Raw genomic sequence first — 22,897 nt, forward strand, 5'->3', positions numbered from 1 at the left:
GACATGCATAAGACCTGGAACAACAAGGCCTGGTTGATGGTGCTGCCGGTGCTGGTGCTGGTCGCTTTCTCCGCCGTGATCCCGCTGATGACGGTGGTCAACTATTCGGTACAGGACACGTTCGGCAACAATGAATTCTTCTGGGCCGGCACGGAATGGTTCACGGAGGTGCTCGACTCCGCACGGTTCTGGGATGCCCTGCAGCGCAACCTGTTCTTTTCCGGCATCATCCTGGCCATCGAGATCCCGCTTGGCATCTTCATTGCGCTCAACATGCCGAAGAAGGGGCTGGGCGTCCCCTTCTGTCTCGTCTTCATGGCCTTGCCGCTGCTGATCCCGTGGAATGTGGTCGGCACGATCTGGCAGTTGCTGAGCAGGGCGGATATCGGCCTTGTCGGCTACAGCCTGGCGCGCCTGGGCATTCCGTTCAACTATGCCTCCGATCCGCTGCATGCCTGGATCACCGTCGTCGTCATGGATGTCTGGCACTGGACGAGCCTTGTGGTGCTTCTGGCCTATGCCGGTCTCGTCTCGATCCCCGACAGCTACTACCAGGCAGCCAAGATCGACGGCGCGTCGCGCTGGGCCGTGTTCCGCTATATCCAGCTTCCCAAGCTGAAGCGGGTGCTCTTGATCGCCGTGCTGTTGCGCTTCATGGACAGCTTCATGATCTATACCGAGCCCTTCGTCGTCACCGGTGGCGGGCCGGGATCCGCCACGACCTTTTTGTCGATCGATCTCGTGAAGATCGCCGTCGGCCAGTTCGACCTTGGACCTGCCGCCGCCATGTCCCTCATCTATTTCCTGATCGTCCTGCTGCTCTCATGGGTGTTCTACACCGTGATGACCAGCAGCGACGCCGCCAACTGAGGAGAGCGTGATGAACACCCACGCAAGCGCCATCCCGACCGCACAGACGGATGCCGCCGACACGCTACGGACGGGCATGACGCAGGTGGCGGAACGCCGCCCCGGCACGCTTCCATTGCCGGCACGGCGCACGAAAACCGGCTTGGCCTGGCTCGTGCCGACGCTTTATATCGTGTTCCTGATGCTGCCGATCTACTGGCTGGTGAACATGAGCTTCAAGACCAATACGGAGATCATGTCCGGCGTCTCCTTGTTTCCGCAGACGCCGACGCTGCGCAATTACATGGTGATCTTCACCGATCCGTCCTGGTACAAGGGCTATATCAACTCGATCCTCTATGTCGTTCTCAACACGATCATCTCGGTTTCGGTGGCGCTTCCGGCGGCTTACGCTTTCTCGCGTTACCGGTTTCTGGGCGACAAGCACCTGTTCTTCTGGCTGCTCACCAACCGCATGGCGCCGCCGGCCGTGTTCGCGCTGCCCTTCTTCCAGCTCTACTCGGCCTTCGGGCTGATCGACACGCATATCGCGGTTGCGCTGGCGCACTGCCTGTTCAACGTACCGCTGGCCGTCTGGATCCTCGAGGGCTTCATGTCGGGCGTGCCGAAGGAAATCGACGAAACCGCCTATATCGACGGGTATTCCTTCCCGCGCTTCTTTGTGAAGATCTACGTGCCCCTGATCGCATCGGGCATCGGTGTGGCGGCCTTCTTCTGCTTCATGTTTTCCTGGGTCGAGCTTCTGATCGCCCGCACCCTGACGACCACCGACGCCAAGCCGATCGCTGCCATCATGACCCGCACGGTCTCGGCATCGGGCATGGACTGGGGCGTGCTGGCGGCGGCCGGTGTGCTGACGATCATTCCGGGCGCGCTGGTGATCTACTTCGTGCGCAACTACATCGCCAAGGGCTTTGCCCTTGGCCGGGTATAGGGGAGGCAGTCGCATGGACTTTTCGTGGATGGCATGGACGCTGCCGACGGCGCTCTTTTTCCTGACGATCCTTTCTCTGCTGATCGGCATGGGCATCTGGGAATATGTATCGCCGGGCGGCAATCCGCGTGTCGGCATTCTGCGGTTCGAGACCACGCGCGGCGACCGGCTCTTCGTGTCGCTGCTGGGCTCGGCCTTCATTCATCTCGCATGGCTGGGGCTTGGCGGCCCTGACCTGTGGTGGGCTCTTGCTCTGTCAGTTGTCTACGCCGTCGGCGTCTTCAAACTGGTCTGAGACAGGACGTACGGACGGATTGCCCTGGGGAGGAACCATTGGACAATCCGGATATTGCAAATCGCAAAAACCTGAGGAGGAACATATGCGACAGCATCTATTGACATCGACGGCGGCCATGCTGCTGGCCTTTACCGGGACCGCATTCGCGGGCATGGATGAAGCAAAAACCTTCCTGGATGCGGAAGTGGGCGAGTTGTCGACCCTCGATCGCACCGCCCAGGAAGCCGAAATGCAGTGGTTCATCGATGCTGCCAAGCCGTTTGCCGGCATGGACATCAAGGTGGTCTCGGAAACCATCGCCACGCATGAATATGAATCGAAGGTGCTGGCGCCGGCCTTCACCGCCATCACCGGCATCAAGGTCACGCATGACCTGATCGGCGAAGGCGACGTCGTCGAAAAGCTGCAGACGCAGATGCAGTCGGGCGAGAACATCTACGACGCCTATGTCAACGATAGCGACCTGATCGGCACCCATTGGCGCTACCAGCAGGCCCGCTCGCTGACCAAGTGGATGGCCAACGAAGGCAAGGACGTCACCAATCCCGGTCTCGACCTCGCCGACTTCATCGGCACCAAGTTTACGACGGCTCCGGACGGCGATCTCTACCAGCTCCCTGACCAGCAGTTCGCCAACCTCTACTGGTTCCGCTATGACTGGTTCAACGACGAGAAGAACAAGGCGGACTTCAAGGCGAAGTACGGCTACGATCTCGGCGTTCCCGTCAACTGGTCTGCCTACGAGGACATCGCCGAATTCTTCACCGGCCGCGAAATCGACGGCAAGAAGGTTTTTGGCCACATGGACTATGGCAAGAAGGACCCGTCGCTCGGCTGGCGCTTCACCGATGCCTGGCTTTCCATGGCCGGCAACGGCGACAAGGGCCTGCCGAACGGCCTGCCTGTGGACGAATGGGGCGTCAAGGTCAACGAGAAGTCCCAGCCTGTGGGATCCTGCGTTGCCCGCGGCGGCGACACCAACGGCCCGGCATCGGTCTATTCGATCCAGAAGTACCTCGACTGGTTGAAGGCCTATGCACCGCCGGAAGCCCAGGGCATGACGTTTGGCGAGTCCGGTCCGGTTCCGGCCCAGGGCAATATCGCCCAGCAGATGTTCACCTACACGGCCTTCACGGCCGACTTCGTCAAGGAAGGCTTGCCGGTCGTCAATGCGGACGGGACGCCGAAATGGCGTTTTGCTCCGAGCCCGCATGGCGTCTACTGGAAAGACGGCATGAAGCTCGGCTATCAGGACGTCGGCTCGTGGACGCTGCTGAAATCGACACCGGAAGATCGCGCCAAGGCCGCATGGCTCTATGCGCAATTCGTCTCGTCCAAGACGGTTGACGTCAAGAAAAGCCAGGTTGGCCTGACGCTCATCCGCGAAAGCACGATCCAGCACAAGTCCTTCACGGACCGTGCGCCCAAACTGGGCGGACTGATCGAGTTCTACCGTTCGCCGGCCCGCGTGCAATGGTCGCCGACCGGGACCAACATTCCCGACTATCCGAAGCTGGCACAGCTCTGGTGGCAGGCGATCGGCGACGCATCCTCGGGTGCAAAGACCGCGCAGGAAGCCATGGATTCGCTGTGCGCCGAACAGGAAAAGGTGCTGGGCCGCCTCGAACGGTCCGGCATCCAGGGCGATATCGGCCCCAAACTCGCTGAAGAACACGATCTGGCCTACTGGAACGCGCAAGCCGTCAAAGCCGGAAACCTCGCCCCTCAGCTCAAGATCGAAAACGAAAAGGAAAAGCCAATAACCGTAAACTACGACGAATTGGTCAAGAGCTGGCAGAAATAAGCACCGAAACTGACATGGTGATTGCAAGAACCAAAACGCCCGGAGGTCATCCTCCGGGCGTTCTTTTGCATGGGTTTCGCCGATGGTAGAAATAAATAATTTTCATGAGTGCTGAATTCTGCTCGATACAAGGAGCCTTCCAAAGTTCATTTTCTGACAAATTTTCGATTATTCGGTAATACGAGTTGAAATAATTGAATATTTATAGGGGTCGCGAAAAAGAAAATTATTTACAAAAAGTCTGCGTTTGGTATCACTTGTTGCAGGGTGTCGTTGGCCCGCGACGTTTCGGGCGGGGTTCGCCTGACGACGGCTTTGACAACAAAAACGCACAGGATGGGCAGGAACATGGCATTCGTATCGATGGGGCCGATGCTCAAGCGGGCGCAGGCCGGCGGCTACGGCATCGCCGCCTTCAACATGATCGACTACAACAGCGCGCGTTCCATCGTGGAAGGCGCTGCCGGCATGAACGCTCCGATTATCGTTCAGGTCTCGGTGAAGACCATCCGGCACTGGGGCTTCAAGCCAATCGCCACGTGGGTCCGGATGATGGCGGAAGATGCGGACATTCCGGTCGCGCTTCATCTCGATCACTGCACGGACGAAGAGGTCATCAAGCGTTGCATTGATGCCGGCTGGACATCTGTGATGTTCGACGGTTCGTCTCTGCCCTTTGCCGAGAACCGGGATCGCTCGGAAGCCATTTACCGGCTGACCGAATCGGCCGGCGTCGGGCTTGAAGCCGAAATCGGTGCCATCGGCGGCGTTGAGGACGACAAGTTCGTCGCCGAGGATTCCGCCATTCTCGCCGACTACGGCGAATGCCTCGAATTCGTGAAGAACATGCCGAATCTTGCGGTCTTTGCGCCAGCCATCGGCACGGCGCATGGTGTCTACAAAGGTCAGCCGAAGATCGCCTATGCGCTGCTCGAGAAGATCACGGCTGCGGTTTCCATACCCATCGCGCTGCATGGCGGCACCGGTCTCAGCCAAGACCAGTTCGACCGCTGTATCGCTGCCGGTTGCGCCAAGGTGAATATTTCGACGATGCACAAGATCCGTTTCATCGAGGGATTTGTCGGTGTGCGACAGGAGAAGCCGAAGCTTGAGGAGCCGCTGCCCTTCATCATCGGCCAGTATGATGCGATGAAAAAGGATGTCTGCGACATGATCACCGCTTTCGGCTCCCAGGGCAAGGCCGCGCATGCTGCCGGCACGGCGGGCTGAGCGATGATGCAGGCACTGATCTTCGACTGCGACGGGGTGCTCGTCGACACGGAGCGTGACGGCCACCGGGTTGCGTTCAACCAGGCTTTTGCGCAGTTGGGTATCGATTGCGTCTGGGATGTCGAGCGCTACGGCGCGCTGCTTTTGACCGCAGGCGGCAAGGAGCGGATGCGGCGGCATTTCGATGAAACCGGATGGCCACAGAACTATCCCGACCACGATGCGCTGATTTCCAGGATCCATCTCCTGAAGACGGATATCTTCATGACGCTGATCAGCACCGGTGCGCTGCCGTTGCGTCCCGGTGTTCGCCGGATCGTCGATGAGGCTATCGACGCCGGTATTGCGCTCGCTGTCTGTTCCACATCGAACGAGAAGGCGGTGCAGGCCGTCGTCGACGTGATGCTCGGGCCGCAGCGATCTGCCAAGATCACCGTCTTTGCCGGAGATGTGGTGGCGGCCAAGAAGCCCGCGCCAGACATTTACACGCTGGCGGCAACGACGCTTGGGCTCACCCCTTCCGCATGCATGGTCATTGAGGATAGCAATAACGGGCTGAGGGCCGCCAAGGCCGCGGGCATGCGCTGCGTCGTCACGATATCGTCCTATACCGCCGAGGAGGATTTTACCCTGGCGGACAGGATCGTTTCAGACCTTGATGCAGGCATCGATATTCCGGCCTGCCGGGCGATCGTGGAAATGACGGCTTCAACACTCTGAGCAGCAAACGCGACGATCCGAAAACCCCTATGGATTATCGGATCGTCCTTCAGGTTTCATGCGGCATCGGAGCCATCTGCAGGATCAGGCTTCGTCGTTGTTGCGATGGCGGTAGCGTTTTTCAAGGGCGGCGCCTGTCGTGCGCAGGCTTTGCGCCGTCTTCTCTCCGGTCCGGAACAATGTGCCGACATAGAGAAGATCGATCAGGAACAGCTGGCTGATCCGGCCTTCCAGAAAATCCCCATGCAACGGCACGAGCTGCTGGCTGGCACCCCAGGTTATCAGGGACACATTGGACGCTTTTGCAACCTCTGAATTTGCGTTGCTGGTAATGGCGATCGTTGTTGCCGACCGTTCCCGGGCGAGAAGCAGCGCGTCTGTGACCGTTTCAGTTGTGCCGGTGTGCGAGATGCCGACCATCACGTCATCGGGCTGGAGCGTTGCGGCGACGATTGTCTGTGTGTAACCATCCCGATAGCTTGTGGCGTCGAAGCCGGCCTTCATAAAGAGATGGGCTGCCTCGTCGCAGATGGACGCAGCACCGCCGACGCCAACGAAAACGATTTTACGCGCTTTGTGCAACGCGTCTACTGCAAGGTCGAGCCGCTGCGCGTCCAGCATGCGATGCGTGCCCTCGATACCTGAAATCAGCAGCGAGGCGAGCTTGCCGCTGGTGCTGATCAGGGAATCACTGTCCTCGATTTCCAGGGGAATATTGACGAAGGAGCGGCGGCTTCGGGCACCTTCGGCCAGCGACAGCTTCATGTCGGGATAGCCCTCATAACCAAGCGCGCGGCTGACGCGGCTGATCGTGGCTTCGCTGACCCCCAGAGTGCGGCCGAGCTCGGTGATCGAGGAATCAAGCCTCTTGCTGGCATTGTCGCGAAGGAAATCGGCGACGATCCGTTCGGACTTGCGCAGCGTACCGTAACGTTCCTGGATGCGTTCGAGAAGATCGCTTTGCTGAAGGTCCGAAAGCTGGCGAGGCTCAGTCATGCACGATGTCCGTTTCTGCGAGTGGCGCTGCCAGCGCGGCAGACTTCCCTTCTCTAGCATTCCCGACAGAAGAATAAAAGTTTCACCCGAGTGTTCCAGCTTTTCTCTCCACTGAAAAAGCAGGTGCCATAAGGGCTTGCGACGCTTTGCGTGCGCGCGCAGCCTATGGAGAAAATTCGGCTTGGCATCGTCCATCCATCTTGAAAGAAATTTTCTGATCGACAAATTTTACAACGTACTTACGGGAATTTGGTTACCTGCTCCCGTGCAGAATGAATTTTCCTCTGTGCGGATTGAATATTTTAACGTTTTAAAATCAGTTAGATAGTTTGATTATAAAGATAGCTCTCGACGGAAATGGCCATTTGCAGCGATTCCATCATTAGGGAGAAAATTTTCTCGACAGGGTTATTGAGGGGTGCTAGATACATTGTCACGAGGAAACAATGGACCAATTCGGGAGGGAAGCATCCATGTCAGCCCAATCCAGCAACGCCAATGCCCCATCACGGGAGCTCCTGGAGAAACTTTTCAGGACGGCCTATAAAATCCGTGTCTTCGAAACAGAGGGGATCAAGCTTTACCGTCAGGGCCTGATCCGCGGGTACTTCCATCCCTATCTGGGGCAGGAAGGGATTGCGACCGGCGTCTGTGCCGCGCTGAAGGATGGCGACTATATTGCGTCGACCCACCGCGGCCATGGTCACTGCATTGCCTGGGGCGCCAGCATCAACAAGATGGTTGCCGAACTCCTGCAGAAGGACACTGGCTATTGCCGTGGTTACGGCGGATCCATGCACATTGCCGACATCAAAGCCGGCAATCTCGGTGCCAACGGCATCGTCGGCGCGGGTACCCCGCTGGGTGTCGGCGCGGCGCTTGCCTCGCAGGTCAAAGGCTCCGATGCCGTGACTGTCACCTTCACCACGGATGGAGCGTCGAACAACGGCACCTTCATGGAATCGCTCAATCTGGCGGCGATCTGGAATCTCGCTTTCGTCCTGGTCGTCGAGAACAACCAGTATGCGGTTTCCACCAAGATCGAGGAATCGACCCGCGAGGTCGATCTCTACAAGCGTGGCCTCGCCATCGGCGTGGAGAGCTATCAAGTCGATGGCAATGATTCACTCGCCGTCTACAACATGACGAAGGATGCCGTCGAAAAATGCCGGCGCGGCGAGGGGCCGATCCTCATCGAAGCCAAGACCTATCGCCATATGGGCCACCACGTGAACGATCCCGGCAAGTACATGCCGGCCGACCGCCTTGCCTACTACAAGGAACGGGACCCGGTCGATCGCGCGCGCGCTGCGCTGACGGAGATGTCCGGTATCGACCAGTCCGAAATCGATGCGATCGAGAATGAGATCCGGCAGGAATTCGAGGCCGCGGTCGAGTTTTCCAAGGCGAGCGGTGAAGTGACGATCGCGGAATTCCGCGAATTCGCTGCTGCTTATTGAGCTTCCGGGGAGAGAGAACGAAAATGGCCAGAGAACTTATGTACCGTGACGCCCTTCGCGAGGCGATCGACGAGGAAATGGAACGCGACAGCTCGGTGTTCATCATCGGTGAAGGCATCGCCGAGCGCGGCGGTTCCTACAAGGTGACGGAAGGGCTGCTCGACAAGTACGGTCCCAAGCGTGTCCGTGATACGCCGATCGCCGAAGCCGGCATGATCGGCGTCGGTGTGGGTGCCGCGATTGCCGGCGCTCGTCCGATCGTTGAAATCCTCTATGTCGATTTTGCCATGCTCGGCATGGACATGCTCGTCAACCAGGCGGCGAAGTTTCGCCTGATGACCGGCGGCGATGGACGCGTGCCTTTCGTGATGCGCACCCAGGGCGGAACGGGTGGCGGGGTGGCGGCGCAGCATTCGCAGAGCCTCGAGGCCCTGTTCTACCACATTCCGGGTCTTCAGGTCGTCATGCCGTCGGTTCCCGCCGATGCCAAGGGCCTGCTGAAATACGCCTTGCGTCAGCAGGATCCGGTGATGTTCCTCGAGCACAAGCATCTTTACATGACCAAGGGCATGGTACCCGATGGTGAACATATCATCGAGTTCGGCAAGGGCGATATCAAGCGTCCGGGCAAGGACGTGACGATCATCGCCTGGTCGAACATGATCCCGCGTGCCCTCGAAGCGGCAGCGAAGCTCGCCGAAGAGGGCATCGACGCCGAAGTGCTCGATCCGCGTACCCTGGTGCCGCTCGACAAGGCGATGATCCTTACCTCGGTCGCCAAGACCAACCGGGTCGTCATCGCGCAGGAGGCTGTGCGCCGCGGCGGCGTCGCCTCTGACATCGCCTCGATCATCCAGGCGGAAGCCTTCTATGATCTCGATGCCCCGATCGAGATCGTCGCCGGTCTCAACATCCCCGTTCCGTTCAATCTCGAGCTCGAAAAGGCCAGCGTGCCGCAGGTCGACGACATCGTCGTCGCTGCCCGCCGTACGTTGCATGCCAAGCCTTTCGCGCTCGCCGCCGAATGATCACCGATCTTTGGACAGGACAGGAAACGACGATGTCTATGAATGTTTTGGAAAAACTGGCCGCCACGAATCCGGAATGTGAAATCTGGTGGGATTCGTCCCCCTTGATCTATCCGGGGTGGAAAGCATCCGTTCTCAAGGATGCACCGGCGGAAAAGCGTGCCGATTGGGAGGCGCAGCTGACGCGCCTCTTCGATGCCGATCACGTGTCGGCGACCGGTGAGATGGGTTTTCGCGGCGTGACCACCAATCCGCCGCTGTGCCTGCAGGCGATCCAGGCCGATCCCGCCTTCTGGGCCGAGGAAATCCGCAAGCTTGCGACCGAAAGTGGCTCGGACGATATCGAGCACATCTACTGGACCATTTATCTCGACGTGGTTCGCCGTGGCGCCGCTATGATCCGCAAGGTCTATGATATTTCCGGCGGGAAATACGGTCTCGTCTCGGGCCAGGTCGATCCGCGTTTCGTCACCGACCGGGCGCGCATGCTCGAACAGGGTCTGCAGCTTGCCGATATCGCCCCGAACGTCATGGTCAAGATTCCGGGTTCGAAGGAAGGTTACGAGGTCATTGAGGAACTGACGGCCCGCGGTATCTCGACCAACAACACGACGTCCTTCACGGTGCCGCAATATGTCGCCTGCATGGACGCGGTTTCCCGCGGTCTGGAGCGCGCAAAGGCCAATGGTGTCGATCTGTCGAAATGGCGATCGGTCATCACACATATGTCGGCAAGGCTCGGCAATGTCGGTGATCTGAAGGCGCAAGCCGACGCACGCGGCATCGTGCTTTCGCCTGAAGAGATTCTGCTTGGCGAACTCGCCGTTCTCAAGCGTGCCTACCGGTACGGCAAGGAGCGCGGTCACCCCAGCAAGATGCTGCAATGTTCCATGCGCGTCTCCGATACGGGGCCGGGTGGCACGGCTTCCAGCTGGCATATTTCCAAACTGGCAGGCGGTGACTTCGTCTATACCTGCCCACCCGGCTATATCGCCCAGCTCATGCAGGCCGAAGATCGTCTGCCCGATTTCGATCCGCGCGCCATCGATGAGGATGCGCCGGCTGAAACCATCGAGAAGCTTTTGCGCATTCCCTATTTCCGGCAGGCATATGAATTCGACGGCATGCGGCCGGAGGAATTTTCCCAGTTCGGAGCCTTCGCCACCACGGCCGGCGAATTCGCCGCCGCGACCCGCAAGACCGTCGATTTCGTCGCCCAGTCGGTTGAGTCCGTCCGGCGCCGAGTGGCTTGAGAAAGAGAGCAAACGTCATGGCACGTCCCATTCTTATGCCGCAGGTCGGGCAGGACCTGACCGAAGGCAAGATTACAGCGCTGAACATCAAGCTCGGCGACAAGGTCAAGAAAGGCGATATCGTCGCCGAGGTTGAATCCGAAAAGGCCGTGTTCGAGGTGGAAGCCTTCGAAACCGGTACCGTTCTGGAGGTACGCTATAAGGTTGGCGATATGGCCATTGTTCTCGAACCGATCATCATGGTCGGCGAAGAGGGCGAGGTACTGGAAAGCACAGCCGCCGCCGGCTTTGCCGGTGAGGATGCGCAGGAGATTGTCAGCAAGGCTGCAGAAAGCGATGCGGCGACGCCGGTGGAAACCGGCCGTGAGACCGAGACCGTCTGGCTGAAGACCGGCACCGGTGGCTCGTCTCCCCTGGCGCGTCGGCTTGCCGGCAGCGCCGGGGTCGATATTGCACAGATCACCGGCACTGGCCCTCGCGGCGCCGTGGTCAAGCGCGATGTCGAGGCTTTTCAGCGCAGCAGGTCCGGCCCGTCATCCGTTCTGCCGTTCAGCGGCAGCGCGGTTCGCGCATCAGGCGGCGCTTTGCCCGTGCGCACGCTTCAATCAGGAACGGGCGATCCGGTCGTGTTGATCCATGGTTTCGGCGGCGAACTTTCCGCATGGAAACCTTTCGTTGCGCATCTCGGCCTGACGAACCCTATTCTTGCTCTTGATCTTCCAGGTCACGGTGCCGCGGCATCCTCGGTCGTTGCCGATTTCGAAAGCCTGACCGCAGTCGTGCATGCGTCGCTTGTCGCCGAAGGGATCGACCGGGTGCACTTGGTCGGTCACTCGCTCGGCGCGGCCGTCGCCGCCAGCATCGCAGGTGGCGGAGATCTCCAGGTTCGGTCCTTGTCGCTTCTGTCTCCCGCCGGGCTTGGCCCGAGGATCAATGGCGACTACATCGCCGGTTTCCTCGCCTCGACAAGCGAGGCGGCGCTGAAGGTCTGGCTCGAACTCCTGGTCCATGATCCGGCTTCGCTGCCGGGTGTCCTGGTCCGGGCAACGCTTGCGGCGCGCGAGGGAACGGCGATGCTGGGCAATCAGGCACGGCTTGCTGCCGGTGTCTTCTCCGGCAATACGCAGCTTTTCTCCATCCGCGACGCCTTGTTGCGCTTCGGCGGACCCGTGCGAGCCATCGTCGGGCGGGAAGACAAGATCGTCCCTTCGGAGCAGTCCGATTCCGTGCCGTCCCATGTCGGCCTGTACCGTCTGCCAAATGTGGGACATCTGCCACAGCTTGAAGCCGCTTCGCTGGTCGGGCGTCTCGTGGCGGAAACCGTTCGAAGCGCCGGTTGATCCGTCGCTTCACCTCCCGGCCGCACTGCACGCTCCCAAGGGCGCGCAGTGCGGTTGACGGGAGGCAAAGCGTCAATGCGTATTCACTTTGCTGCTTGAAAGGACAGGCCGATGCCAGCTTATGATCTCATCGTCATCGGCGCAGGTCCCGGCGGCTATGTCGCCGCCATCCGTGCCGCCCAGCTCGGCCTGCGCACGGCGGTGGTCGAGCGCCGTCATCTGGGCGGAATCTGCCTGAACTGGGGATGTATCCCGACGAAATCGCTGTTGCAGTCGGCCGAAATCCTGCATGCCTTGCGCACCGCTTCGCGCTTTGGCATAGACGTGGCCGAGCCTCAACCCAGCCTGTCCAGGATGGTCGAGCGTTCGCGCGGCGTTGCCGGACAGTTGAACGCCGGCGTGCAGTTTCTCTTGCGCAAAAACAAGATCGATACGATCTGGGGCGACGCTGAAATCGTGGATCTTGGCCTTGTCCGGGTCAAGGCTTCCTCCGGTGATGGGCCAAAAGGCGCGCTGCCACCGGGCGACTATGAGGCAGCCCATATCATTCTGGCCACCGGCGCGCGTGAACGTAGCTTGCCGGGCTTGACGCCGGACGGCGAGCGGATCTGGTCCTATTACCACGCCATGACGGCGACGGCGCTCCCTGCGTCCCTCTTAATCGTCGGCGCAGGCGCCATCGGCGTCGAATTTGCGGCCTTCTATGCCGAGCTCGGAACGAAGGTGACGCTGGTCGAGCGTAGGCCGCGCATCCTGCCGCTGGAGGATGCCGAGATCGCCGACCTGATGGCCAAGGCATTGAAGAAAAAGGGTATAGACATTCTTTGCGGTGCGACCGTTTCCGCCGCGCCGACCGATGGATCCGGTCTAGCCGTCAGGATCACGCTGGCGGATGGCGAGATGCGGATGCTCGATACCGAAAAGCTGCTTTCCGCGGTGGGGGTCGTTGCCAATATCGAGGGGTTGGGACTGGAGCGTCTCGGCGTCGAACTGTCGAACGGTACGATCCGCACATCGTCTCAGGGGCGCACAACTGTTCCGGGCATCTATGCGATCGGCGATGTCGCCGGCCCGCCGATGCTGGCCCACAAGGCTGAACATGAAGGTGTCATCTGCGCCGAGGGCATCGTCGGACATGCCGGCCACACGGCTCTTGGACCGGTTCCGTCCTGCGTGTTCGCCAATCCGCAGCTGGCGTCCATCGGGCTGACGGAGGAGGAAGCCGTTGCAACAAAGCGTGCGTTCGAGATCGGCCGTTTCAGCTTGCGGGGCAATGGCAAGGCTGTGACGCTGGGCGAAACAGACGGCATGGTCAAGGTCCTGTTTGACGCGCAAAGCCTGCAGGTCATCGGCGCGCACATGCTCGGCCCGAACGCCAGTGAACTCATCCCGGTTTTTTCCCTCGCCATGGCGATGGGCGCCACCCGCGAGCAGCTCGCTGCGACGGTTTTCCCGCATCCGACGCTGTCGGAAGCCCTTCATGAAGCGGTTCTCGCCTCCGAAGGGCGCGCGATCCATGCGTAAGGAAACCAGGAGATGACCGGGATTTTTAGTGAACACAAGGGTACGATCGTTTTCGATCTGGATGGAACGCTTGTGGATAGCGTGCCGGATCTCGCGGGCTCTCTCGACTGCCTCATGATAGAAATGGGCCTGGAGGTTATCGGCGTCTCGGCGACGCGGAAACTCATTGGCCATGGCATTCCCAATCTGGTCCGAGGCGCATTTGCCCTGCGCGCGGTCGAATGGGAGGATGAGCAGGGCAAGAGGGCAATCAAGCGCTTCACCGAGTTGTATTCCCGGCGCCTTTCACAGGAAACACGAGCCTATCCAGGTGTCGAACAGACGCTTGCCTTTCTTGCCGGCGACGGCTGGCGACTTGCGGTCTGTACCAACAAGATGGAGCTTTACGCCAAGTCGATCCTGCGCGACCTCGGGCTCGCGCATTTTTTCCCGGTCATTGCCGGGCCGGATACGTTTGGCGTCGGAAAGCCGGATCCACGGCATCTGTTGGAAACGGCAAGGCAAGCCGGCGGTGGCGGCCTCATCATGTTTGTGGGGGATTCCGAAGTCGATATCGCAACGGCCAAGGCTGCAGGGGTGCCGGTGATCGCGCTGAGCTATGGCTACGCCAAGACACCACTTGCCGCCTTGCTGCCCGATGCCCTGATCGATCGGTTCGCCGATGTTCCGGAAGCCGTCTCGGGCATCGCAAAGGCACATGCATCATAGTCAGGAATGAGAGACGCGGTACCCCGGCCTAAGGCCGCCCGCGTCATGATTCGAGGAGGATCACCATGGCGCTCAGATTGTCGCTGAACACAAATCCGCTGGTCAACCGGTTCGCCGATGTCGATGACCTCGTCGACACACTGGCCGAGCGTATCCGGATCGGCCACATCCAGCTCACGCCGGAATTCATCAATCCGTCCTGGCCGGCCTCCGTCCTCACCAAGCGCGTTCGGCAGTTTACAAGGGCGATGGACCGGACCGGCGTGAGGGTTACATCCGTCATGACCAGCACCTATGGGCGCCTCAATCATTTCGGCCATCCGGACGCCGATGTCCGCCGCTATTATCTCGACTGGTTTCGCACACTGGCCGATATTTCAGGCGAACTCGGGGCGTACGGTATGGGCACCCAATTCGCCGTCTTCACGCAAAAGGACTATGACGACCCGGTCCGTCGGGAAGCGTTGATCGAGATCGTGATCGACTGCTGGCGCGAGGTGGCCGAACATGCAAAAGCGGCGGGCCTCTCCTACCTGTTCTGGGAGCCGATGTCGGTCGGGCGTGAATTCGGCCACACGATCGCCGAATGCCGGTCCTTCGACAAGCGTCTTGCTGCTGCCAAACTGTCCCTGCCGTTCAAGATGATCGTCGACATCGATCACGGTGACGTCACCTCGAGCAATCCTGACGATATCGACCCCTATGCCTGGGCCGCTGCTTTTCCGCAGGAATCGCCGATCATCCATGTCAAGCAGTCGTCGATGAACAAGGGCGGCCACTGGCCGTTCACGGCCGAGCACAACAAGGATGGCCGCATTCAGCCGGAAAAAATCATACGGACCGTAGAGGATGCCGGCGGCACGGATAATGAAATCTGCATGGAACTGTCGTTCCGGGAGCGGGAACCGACCGATAGCAACGTCGTCGAGATGATCCGCGAATCCGTCGCCTACTGGGAACCGCATATCGACACGGGTTTCAATCGGTAGAGATGCTTGAAAGGCAGAATGGTGGCCCTGCCGCCGGGAGGAGAATGACATGACCACGTCGACATTCTGGGTCGGGACAAGCTGGAAGATGAACAAGACGCTGGCCGAGGCGCTCGCCTTTGCCGACGGGCTGGCGGCCGCTGACGCGGAGAGCCATCCTCGTGTCCAGCGTTTCATCATTCCGCCGTTCACGGCCATGCGTCAGGTGAAGGAGCGGCTGGCCGGCACCAGCGTCAAGGTGGGTGCGCAGAACATGCACTGGGACGATGGCGGTCCCTGGACAGGCGAGATTTCGCCGGCCATGCTCAAGGACTGCAATCTCGATCTGGTGGAAATTGGCCATAGCGAGCGACGCGAGTTCTTCAACGAGACCGATACGTCAGTCGGCCTGAAAACGGCAGCGGCCGTTCGCCACGGCTTGATACCGCTGGTCTGTATCGGCGAAACGCTGGCCCAGCGGGAAGCCGGTCAAGCCGATGAAGTCTTGCGTCGCCAGGTCGAGAGCGCCCTGTCGCAGCTTGAAGATGCGGAGAAGACGGCGGCAATCCTGATTGCCTATGAGCCGGTCTGGGCCATCGGCGTCAACGGTATTCCCGCAACGATGGACTATGCCAACGCAAGACATGAAAGGATCGCCGCTGTTGCCAACACCTGTCTTGGACGGACCGTCCCCATTCTCTATGGCGGCAGCGTCAATCCGCAGAATTGCGCCGAACTCATCAGCCAGCCGGCCATCGATGGCCTGTTTATCGGCCGCGCCGCCTGGACAGTTGAAGGGTATATCGACATTTTGCAACGGGTCGCCGCAGTGGTTTAAGATCCGCCAACATGCCTCAGAGGTTTTCCTTCAGCAAAACCTCGATGCGGATTTTTTCCTGGGAGGCCAGCGGCTCGCGCAAGTCTGTTCGGGCGCGCATAATACGCAATGCGCTGCGAACCGCATGCCCCGGGTCTTGCGCAATGATTGCGTCGATCTGCTCTTTGCGTAGAGCATCTTCGGTAAACGGCGTGCGCTCGTGCACGACGACGGTCAGTCTGGCGAGATCGCCGTTTTGCCCGATGGCGGCGATCGGGACGCGGGCCTCGGCGCTCAGGACGTAGGCGGCGGTGATGTCGACATTGTTTTCGAGAGTCCTTTGAATGATCGTCCGGGCGCGTTTTTCGTCGCCGTAGGTCTCCAGCGACGGCAGGCTCTTGAGGTGAGGAAACTGGCTGTTGATGATGCTGTCGAAGCCCAACCGTCGCTCGATGCTGTCCTGCGCCATCATGGTTTCAGCGACGACCATGATCCTGCCAGCCTCTCCGCGCAGGAAGCGGCCGATGATCTTGCCGGCCGTGGCACCTGCCGCAAAATTGTCGATGCCGACGAAATCGGTGTTTTCGAGCTTTTCCTGCCCGGATAGAAACTGCACGACCTTGATGCCACGCTCCAGCAACCGCGCCATTGCATCCCGGACCTGCGGCGATTCCGGCGCCATGATCGCAACGCCGTCCATTGTATTGGCATCGATCGCAGACAGATATTTTGCGACGGAATGCGGATCGCCGATCGGGATCCGCACGGCTTCGACGGCAGTCAGGTCGGATTGCAGGGCGTCCTTCGCCTCCTCAACCCGCTGTAGCAGTTCCTGCAGATACTGATCGCCCGCGGTCGGCAGCACGAAGCGAAAGCGGTAGGTCTTGTTGCGGGCCAGGTTGACGGCCGCGGGATTCTTAAAAAACCCTATTTTTTCAATGGCTTCGTTAACGAGGCGATAGGTTTTTTTGCTGACATTGGCGCGGTCGTTCAAGACCCTGTCGACGGTCGCAAGACTGACACCGGCCGCTTCGGCAAGATCCTTCGTGGTGGGCCGCATCGGCACCGTCGTCCCTGTTTCAAATCGCTTCCGTCGCAGTTCTCATACAGAAACAAAAAAAAAGCAACAAATTGAGGTGCGCACCTCAAAATTTACTTGCATTGAGGTGCGCACCTCAATTATGAAGGATCCGACAACAATTGCTGTGGGTCCGGCAAAGTGCCGGTGGAGGGAATTGGTGTTTGCAAGGGCGAGGAGGATGCGGCAGTCCGCAACGTCAGCCTGCCCTTTTTGCCCTGCCAGGGCATGTTCGTTTTCCGATGGAGGTTGGAGAACACAGAGGGAGGTAATTACATGCAGTCGAAGTGCCTGAATACCATGGTCGCCGTCGCGGCCCTCATGGGCGCAAGCGCAATGGGCGCGACATCCGCCCGCGCCGACGATCTGACATTATGCTGGGCCGCCTGGGACCCGGCAAACGCGCTGGTCGAGCTCAGCAAGGATTTCGAGACCAAGTCGGGCCACACGATGAAATTCGAATTCGTGCCGTGGCCGAACTTCGCAGACCGCATGCTCAACGAGTTGAATTCGGGCGGCAAGCTCTGCGACCTGATGATCGGCGACAGCCAGTGGATCGGTGGGGCTGCCGAAAACGGCCAGTATGTGAAGCTGAATGACTTCTTCGACAAGGAAGGCATCAAGATGGCCGACTTCATCCCGGCCACCGTGACCGGATATTCCGAATGGCCGAAGAACACCCCGAACTACTGGGCGCTGCCGGCCTTTGGCGACGTCGTCGGCTGGACCTACCGCAAGGACTGGTTCTCGCGGCCCGAGCTTCAGGCCGAGTTCAAGACCAAATACGGTCGTGACCTCGCCGTTCCGAAAACCTTTGCCGAGTTGAAGGACGTCGCCGAGTTCTTCCAGAACCGCAAGATCGATGGGACCACCGTCTATGGGGCGGCGATCTATACCGAGCGCGGCTCGGAAGGCATCACTATGGGCGCGATGGACGTGCTCTACAGCTTCGGCTTTCAGTATGACAATCCCGACAAGCCTTATGAGCTGGAAGGCTTCGTGAACTCGCCGGAGGCCGTTGCCGGTCTTGAATTCTACAAGGCGCTCTATGATTGCTGCGCCCCTCCCGGATCGTCCGACGCCTATATGTCGGAGAATATCGACGCCTATAAGTCCGGGCAGGTGGCGCTTCAGATGAATTTCGCCTTCATCTGGCCGGGCATCAACGCGGATGCGAAGGTCGGCGGCGACAAGTCCGGCTATTTTGCAAATCCGGCTGGCCCCGGCGGCAAGCAATTTGCCCAGCTCGGCGGCCAGGGCATTTCGGTCGTTTCTTCCTCCGAAAAGCAGGAGGCGGCGCTCGACTATATCAAGTGGTTCGCCCAGCCCGATATCCAGGCCAAATGGTGGAGCCTCGGCGGTTATTCGGCACTCCGTGCCGTGGTTGAGGATCCCGGTTTCGCGACCAGCCAGCCCTATGCACAGACCTTCCTCGATTCCATGGCGATCGTGAAGGACTTCTGGGCCGAGCCCTCCTATGCCTCGCTGCTGCAGGCATCGCAGAAGCGTTTCCATGACTATGTGATTGCTGGTCAGGGAACATCGAAGGAAGCGCTGGACGGCCTTGTCAAGGACTGGACCGACGTCTTCACCGACGAAGACAAGTATTGAGCCGCAGCTTGGCCTGAGCCGCAGCTTGACCTGAGCGGAACAAGCAGCAGGGCCGCCCATGCGGCCCTGCCAATCATCCCACATTTCTGAAGAGGGCGTATCATGTCCGATACACCGATGGATCGCGCAGCGCGGGCGACGCCGCCAGCGGTCGCCCGCCGCATCCGGGGATTGTCCGATCGGTCGATCGCCTGGCTGTTCGTGGCGCCGTCGATCATCCTGCTTCTGGCGGTCAACATCTTCCCGCTGATCTGGACGGTGCGGCTGAGCTTTACCAATTTCCGCGTCAACCGGCCCAATGCCGAAATCGACTTCGTCGGCCTACAGAACTACCGGCGCATCCTGACCGATGGCGACATCTGGCTGACCATGCAGGCGACCGCGCATTTCCTGATCTGGACGATCGTGCTGCAGGTGCTGATCGGCTTTTCGCTGGCCTATCTCATCAACAAGAAGTTTCGCGGCAACGATCTGTGGACCACGATCATCGTATTGCCCATGATGCTGAGCCCCGCCGTCGTCGGCAACTTCTGGACCTTTCTCTACCAGCCGCAGATCGGCCTGTTCAATTATGCCGTGAGCTTCCTGACCGGCTTCGATCCCTCCAGCTTTTCCATGATCGGCAGCGTCAATCTGGCGCCCTGGGCGATCGTCATCGTCGATACCTGGATGTGGACGCCCTTTGTCATGCTGATCTGCCTTGCCGGGTTGCGCTCCATTCCCGACAGCATCTACGAAGCGGCGGAATGCGACCGCGCCAGCAAATGGCGTCAGTTCTGGACGATTACCATCCCGATGGTCCTGCCTTTCCTGATGCTGGCGATCCTGTTCCGCGGCATCGAGAACTTCAAGATGTTCGACCTTGTCGTGCAACTTACGGGCGGCGGTCCGGGCTCGACCACCGAACTCACCTCGATCAACCTCAAGCGGGAAGCTTTCGAGAAATGGCGCACGGGCTATGCCTCGGCCTATGCGGTTATCCTCTTCGTCACCGTCTTCGGTCTTGCGTCGATCTATGTGAAAGCTCTCAACAAGGTCAAACAGCGATGAGCTATTCCGTTACCGAGCCGTCCGCCCGCCAGAAATTTTTCGCGGCAATCCTGGTGGTGTTCTATGCGGTGGTGACGATCATGCCACTTCTGTGGATCATCACGACCGGCTTCAAATCACCGTCGGACGCGATCGCCTATCCGCCGAAAATCGTCTTCGAACCGACGCTGGAAGGCTATGTCAACCTGTTCACCACCCGCACCCGCGTTTCCCCTGAAACCCTTGCGGAGATGGGAGAACCCACCACCTGGTACGAGCGGCTTGTCCGCAAGGACGGGCTTGTGATCGCCGGGCCGTCACGCTTTGGCGAACGCTTCACCAATTCCGTGATCATCGGCTTCGGCTCGACAGTGCTCTGCATCGTTCTCGGAACGGCCGCGGCCTATGCCTTCTCGCGCTTCAAGGTGCCGTTGAAGGACGATCTTCTGTTCTTCATTCTTTCCACGCGCATGATGCCGCCGATTGCCGTCGCAATCCCGATCTTCCTGATGTTCCGCCAGCTGGGTTTGAGCGATACCCATGCCGGCATGATCCTGCTCTACACGGCGGTCAACCTGTCGCTTTCCGTCTGGCTTCTGAAGGGTTTCATCGACGAAATCCCGGTCGAATATGAAGAGGCGGCGCTGATCGACGGCTACACGCGGTTCCAGGCCTTCTACAAGGTCGTGCTGCCGCAGGCCGCCACCGGCATCGCCTCGACGGCGATCTTCTGCCTGATCTTCGCCTGGAACGAATATGCCTTTGCCGTTCTCCTGACGTCCGGCACGGCGCAGACCGCACCACCCTTCATCCCCACCATCATCGGCGTTTCGGGTCAGGACTGGCCGGCGGTCGCCGCGGGGGCGACACTGTTCCTCGTGCCCGTGATGGTCTTCACCATCGTCCTGCGCAAGCATCTGCTGCGTGGCATTACCTTTGGGGCGGTGCGCAAATGAACGCGTTTCTCGACGGATTGCGCCGCTTCCGGCGCAGCCAGTGGGAGCTTGTCGCTTCCTTCCTGATTGCAGCCGGCGTCGTCATGCTGATGCAGCCCTTCGCGGTCTTCCTGTTTTCCTATTCGTTCATCGTCACCCTGATCGGGACCGTGATGTTCATCATCGTAAGCCACTTTCCGGAGTGATCATGGCGCAAATCAGAATTGAAAACGTGCGCAAGGAATTCGGAAGCTTCACGGCGGTCCAGTCCTCCACGTTCACGATCGAGGACGGCGAGTTCTTCATGCTGCTTGGGCCTTCCGGCTGCGGCAAGACCACGACGCTGCGCATGATGGCCGGGCTCGAACTGCCCACGAGCGGCGAGATCTACATCGATGGCGAGGAGGTCGGCATGAAGCCGGCCAGCCAGCGCGACATCGCCTTCGTCTTTCAGATGTTCGCGCTCTATCCGCATATGAATGTGCGCCGCAACATCTCCTATCCGCTGCTCTCCCAAGGTGTTCCCAAGGCGGAGGTGAAAAGCCGCGTCGCAGAGATCGCCCGCATTCTCCGGATCGAGGATATTCTCGACAAGCCCGTCGGCGGCCTGTCCGGAGGCGACCGCCAGCGTGTCGCCCTCGGCCGCGCCATCGTCCGGCGTCCCAAGGCCTTCTTCATGGACGAACCGCTCGGCGCTCTCGATGCGGAGTTTCGCGAGCATATGGCCGAGGAACTGCGGGCGCTCCACGATCGCATGGGTGCGACGACGGTCTATGTGACCCACGACCAGCTCGAAGCCATGCAGATGGGCGACAAGATCGTCGTCATGAACCACGGCGTCGTCGAGCAGTTCGGCAAGCCGCAGCAGATCTACGACTGGCCGGCGACCAAGTTCGTCGCCAGGTTCATCGGCTCGCCGCCCATGAATTTCCTCGATTTCGAAGGCATGATCGGCATTGGCGGCGACAGGGTCGAGCTTTCGGGCAAGACGGTCGAGGTGCCGGTGTCGCGCCAGGGAGCGACAGGCAAGCTGACGCTCGGCGTTCGCCCGGAAAACATCGAGTTCTCCGACGCATCCACGTTTCGCGGCCGGGTAATCGCCACCGAATACCTCGGCACCACCCAGATCGTGACGCTGACGACGCCGAATGGCGACATCAAGGTCCGCACCGGCTCCGAGCATGTCATCCATCCGGGGGAGACAATCGGGCTGGAATTCGACGGTCGCACGCTGACCGTCTTCGAGGAACGCGGACAGGCGCTTTTGTCCGTGGCGAACGAGGGAGTGCTGAATCATGGCTGAGATCCGGCTCGAAGGCGTCACCAAGACATTCGGCTCGCATGTCGCGCTCGCCAATATGTCGATGACGGTGCCGAACGGCTCCTTCGTCGTGCTGCTGGGACCGACAGGTGCCGGCAAGACGACGACCTTGCGCATGGTGTCGGGCCTCGATCACCCTGACAGTGGCGAGATCTTCATTGGCGGCCAGCCAATGCACGGGCTGACGCCGGCGCAACGGAATGTCGCGATGGTCTTCCAGCAATATTCTCTCTACCCGCATCTGACAGTGCGGCAGAATCTGGAATTCCCGCTGAAATCGCCGCTCCTCAACACGCCGCCGGACGAGATCAATCGGAAGGTCAACGCGATTGCGGAAACCCTGCAGATATCCCACAAGCTGGACAATAGGGCGACCGCTCTTTCCGGCGGGGAGATGCAACGGGTCTCCATCGGCCGGGCGCTGGTTCGTAATCCGCAGATCTATCTCATGGACGAGCCGTTGAGTTCACTGGATGCCAAGCTCAGGGCCGATCTGCGCATCGAACTTAAGAGCATCCAGGCCAATTCCGGAGCCACCCTGCTCTATGTGACCCATGACCAGATCGAGGCCATGACCATGGCAACCCATGTCGGCGTCCTGCATCAGGGCAGGCTGGTCCAGTTCGGTTCGCCGCGGGACATCTATGAAAACCCGGTCAGCGTCTATGCCGCCGCCCGGCTCGGCCAGCCGCGCATCAACCTCCTGCCGGCAGATATTTTTGCTTCCGCTCCGCGTGGCGCTTCGACCATCGGCCTTCGGCCCGAGCATATTTCGCAAGGGCAGGGCGAGGACAGTTTCGTCCGGCGTGTGGAACATCTGGGCGACCAGACGCGTCTGCATCTGTCCTATAAAAACCACGACCTTGTCACCGTGACGGCAGCCCATACGCGCTTGCGCAACGGCGATATCGTAAAAATCCAACCCAAAAAGCCGCTCTATTTCGATGCAGACGGCATGCGGCTAGCTTAAGGG

The 22,897-nt window shown here is 59.9% G+C and carries 22 protein-coding genes; 20 read left to right on the forward strand and 2 right to left on the reverse strand.

Features of this window, described 5'->3' with window-relative positions:
- The first annotated feature begins 3 nt into the window (after positions 1-3).
- The 6 genes from PY308_RS00785 (at position 4) to PY308_RS00810 (ending at position 5,856) form a co-directional block, all read left to right on the forward strand.
- Positions 4-870: a carbohydrate ABC transporter permease gene (locus tag PY308_RS00785; RefSeq protein ID WP_275785503.1), complete on the forward strand. Its 867-nt coding sequence runs from the start codon at positions 4-6 to the stop codon at positions 868-870.
- A 10-nt stretch (positions 871-880) separates the two neighbouring features.
- Positions 881-1,804 (forward strand): carbohydrate ABC transporter permease, encoded by a 924-nt coding sequence (locus PY308_RS00790; protein ID WP_275785502.1) that lies wholly within the window; start codon positions 881-883, stop codon positions 1,802-1,804.
- Between the two features lie 13 nt (positions 1,805-1,817).
- Positions 1,818-2,099 carry a DUF2160 domain-containing protein gene (locus PY308_RS00795; RefSeq protein ID WP_275785500.1) on the forward strand — a complete coding sequence of 94 codons (282 nt, stop codon included), beginning with the start codon at positions 1,818-1,820 and terminating at the stop codon, positions 2,097-2,099.
- 85 nt (positions 2,100-2,184) lie between these two features.
- Positions 2,185-3,906 (forward strand): ABC transporter substrate-binding protein, encoded by a 1,722-nt coding sequence (locus PY308_RS00800; protein ID WP_275785497.1) that lies wholly within the window; start codon positions 2,185-2,187, stop codon positions 3,904-3,906.
- Positions 3,907-4,254: 348 nt separating this feature from the next.
- Entirely contained in the window at positions 4,255-5,136 is an 882-nt protein-coding gene (locus tag PY308_RS00805) for a class II fructose-bisphosphate aldolase (RefSeq protein ID WP_275786940.1), read from the forward strand.
- 3 nt (positions 5,137-5,139) lie between these two features.
- On the forward strand, positions 5,140-5,856 hold the full coding sequence (locus tag PY308_RS00810; RefSeq protein WP_275786943.1) for an HAD-IA family hydrolase: 717 nt from the start codon (positions 5,140-5,142) through the stop codon (positions 5,854-5,856).
- Positions 5,857-5,940: 84 nt separating this feature from the next.
- Here PY308_RS00810 and PY308_RS00815 read toward each other — a convergent pair whose 3' ends face one another.
- Positions 5,941-6,852: a MurR/RpiR family transcriptional regulator gene (locus PY308_RS00815; RefSeq protein WP_275786946.1), complete on the reverse strand. Its 912-nt coding sequence runs from the start codon at positions 6,850-6,852 to the stop codon at positions 5,941-5,943.
- A 473-nt stretch (positions 6,853-7,325) separates the two neighbouring features.
- On the opposite strand from PY308_RS00815, the gene PY308_RS00820 reads away from it, so the two are divergent.
- From PY308_RS00820 to PY308_RS00855, 8 genes are all read left to right on the forward strand, one after another.
- Positions 7,326-8,312, forward strand: a complete 987-nt coding sequence (locus tag PY308_RS00820; RefSeq protein WP_275786949.1) for a thiamine pyrophosphate-dependent dehydrogenase E1 component subunit alpha — start codon at positions 7,326-7,328, stop codon at positions 8,310-8,312.
- Positions 8,313-8,335: 23 nt separating this feature from the next.
- On the forward strand, positions 8,336-9,340 hold the full coding sequence (locus PY308_RS00825) for an alpha-ketoacid dehydrogenase subunit beta (protein ID WP_275786951.1): 1,005 nt from the start codon (positions 8,336-8,338) through the stop codon (positions 9,338-9,340).
- A gap of 32 nt (positions 9,341-9,372) precedes the next feature.
- Positions 9,373-10,593: a transaldolase family protein gene (locus PY308_RS00830; RefSeq protein ID WP_275786953.1), complete on the forward strand. Its 1,221-nt coding sequence runs from the start codon at positions 9,373-9,375 to the stop codon at positions 10,591-10,593.
- 17 nt (positions 10,594-10,610) lie between these two features.
- Entirely contained in the window at positions 10,611-11,933 is a 1,323-nt protein-coding gene (locus tag PY308_RS00835) for an acetoin dehydrogenase dihydrolipoyllysine-residue acetyltransferase subunit (protein ID WP_275786955.1), read from the forward strand.
- A gap of 111 nt (positions 11,934-12,044) precedes the next feature.
- Positions 12,045-13,457: a dihydrolipoyl dehydrogenase gene (gene lpdA, locus PY308_RS00840; protein ID WP_275786957.1), complete on the forward strand. Its 1,413-nt coding sequence runs from the start codon at positions 12,045-12,047 to the stop codon at positions 13,455-13,457.
- 12 nt (positions 13,458-13,469) lie between these two features.
- The gene (locus tag PY308_RS00845; RefSeq protein ID WP_275786960.1) at positions 13,470-14,165 is read left to right on the forward strand and encodes an HAD-IA family hydrolase; all 696 of its coding nucleotides are present in this window, start codon (positions 13,470-13,472) and stop codon (positions 14,163-14,165) included.
- A gap of 65 nt (positions 14,166-14,230) precedes the next feature.
- Positions 14,231-15,154, forward strand: coding sequence for a sugar phosphate isomerase/epimerase family protein (locus PY308_RS00850; protein ID WP_275786962.1), 924 nt, complete (start codon positions 14,231-14,233; stop codon positions 15,152-15,154).
- Positions 15,155-15,203: 49 nt separating this feature from the next.
- Positions 15,204-15,971, forward strand: a complete 768-nt coding sequence (locus PY308_RS00855; protein ID WP_275786965.1) for a triose-phosphate isomerase — start codon at positions 15,204-15,206, stop codon at positions 15,969-15,971.
- Positions 15,972-15,987: 16 nt separating this feature from the next.
- On the opposite strand, the gene PY308_RS00860 is transcribed toward PY308_RS00855, so the two are convergent.
- Entirely contained in the window at positions 15,988-17,010 is a 1,023-nt protein-coding gene (locus PY308_RS00860) for a LacI family DNA-binding transcriptional regulator (protein WP_275786968.1), read from the reverse strand.
- A 318-nt stretch (positions 17,011-17,328) separates the two neighbouring features.
- On the opposite strand from PY308_RS00860, the gene PY308_RS00865 reads away from it, so the two are divergent.
- The 6 genes from PY308_RS00865 (at position 17,329) to PY308_RS00890 (ending at position 22,894) form a co-directional block, all read left to right on the forward strand.
- Entirely contained in the window at positions 17,329-18,639 is a 1,311-nt protein-coding gene (locus tag PY308_RS00865; protein WP_434064228.1) for an ABC transporter substrate-binding protein, read from the forward strand.
- A gap of 102 nt (positions 18,640-18,741) precedes the next feature.
- Positions 18,742-19,689: a carbohydrate ABC transporter permease gene (locus PY308_RS00870; RefSeq protein WP_275786973.1), complete on the forward strand. Its 948-nt coding sequence runs from the start codon at positions 18,742-18,744 to the stop codon at positions 19,687-19,689.
- Positions 19,686-20,624, forward strand: coding sequence for a carbohydrate ABC transporter permease (locus PY308_RS00875; RefSeq protein ID WP_275786978.1), 939 nt, complete (start codon positions 19,686-19,688; stop codon positions 20,622-20,624). The genes PY308_RS00870 and PY308_RS00875 overlap by 4 nt, the downstream gene beginning before the upstream one ends.
- Positions 20,621-20,809 (forward strand): hypothetical protein, encoded by a 189-nt coding sequence (locus tag PY308_RS00880; protein WP_275786981.1) that lies wholly within the window; start codon positions 20,621-20,623, stop codon positions 20,807-20,809. The genes PY308_RS00875 and PY308_RS00880 overlap by 4 nt, the downstream gene beginning before the upstream one ends.
- A gap of 2 nt (positions 20,810-20,811) precedes the next feature.
- Positions 20,812-21,906: an ABC transporter ATP-binding protein gene (locus PY308_RS00885; RefSeq protein ID WP_275786984.1), complete on the forward strand. Its 1,095-nt coding sequence runs from the start codon at positions 20,812-20,814 to the stop codon at positions 21,904-21,906.
- Positions 21,899-22,894 carry an ABC transporter ATP-binding protein gene (locus PY308_RS00890; protein WP_275786987.1) on the forward strand — a complete coding sequence of 332 codons (996 nt, stop codon included), beginning with the start codon at positions 21,899-21,901 and terminating at the stop codon, positions 22,892-22,894. The genes PY308_RS00885 and PY308_RS00890 overlap by 8 nt, the downstream gene beginning before the upstream one ends.
- The last annotated feature ends 3 nt before the right edge of the window (positions 22,895-22,897 follow it).

The organism is Pararhizobium gei (genome assembly GCF_029223885.1).
GTDB lineage: Bacteria > Pseudomonadota > Alphaproteobacteria > Rhizobiales > Rhizobiaceae > Pararhizobium > Pararhizobium gei.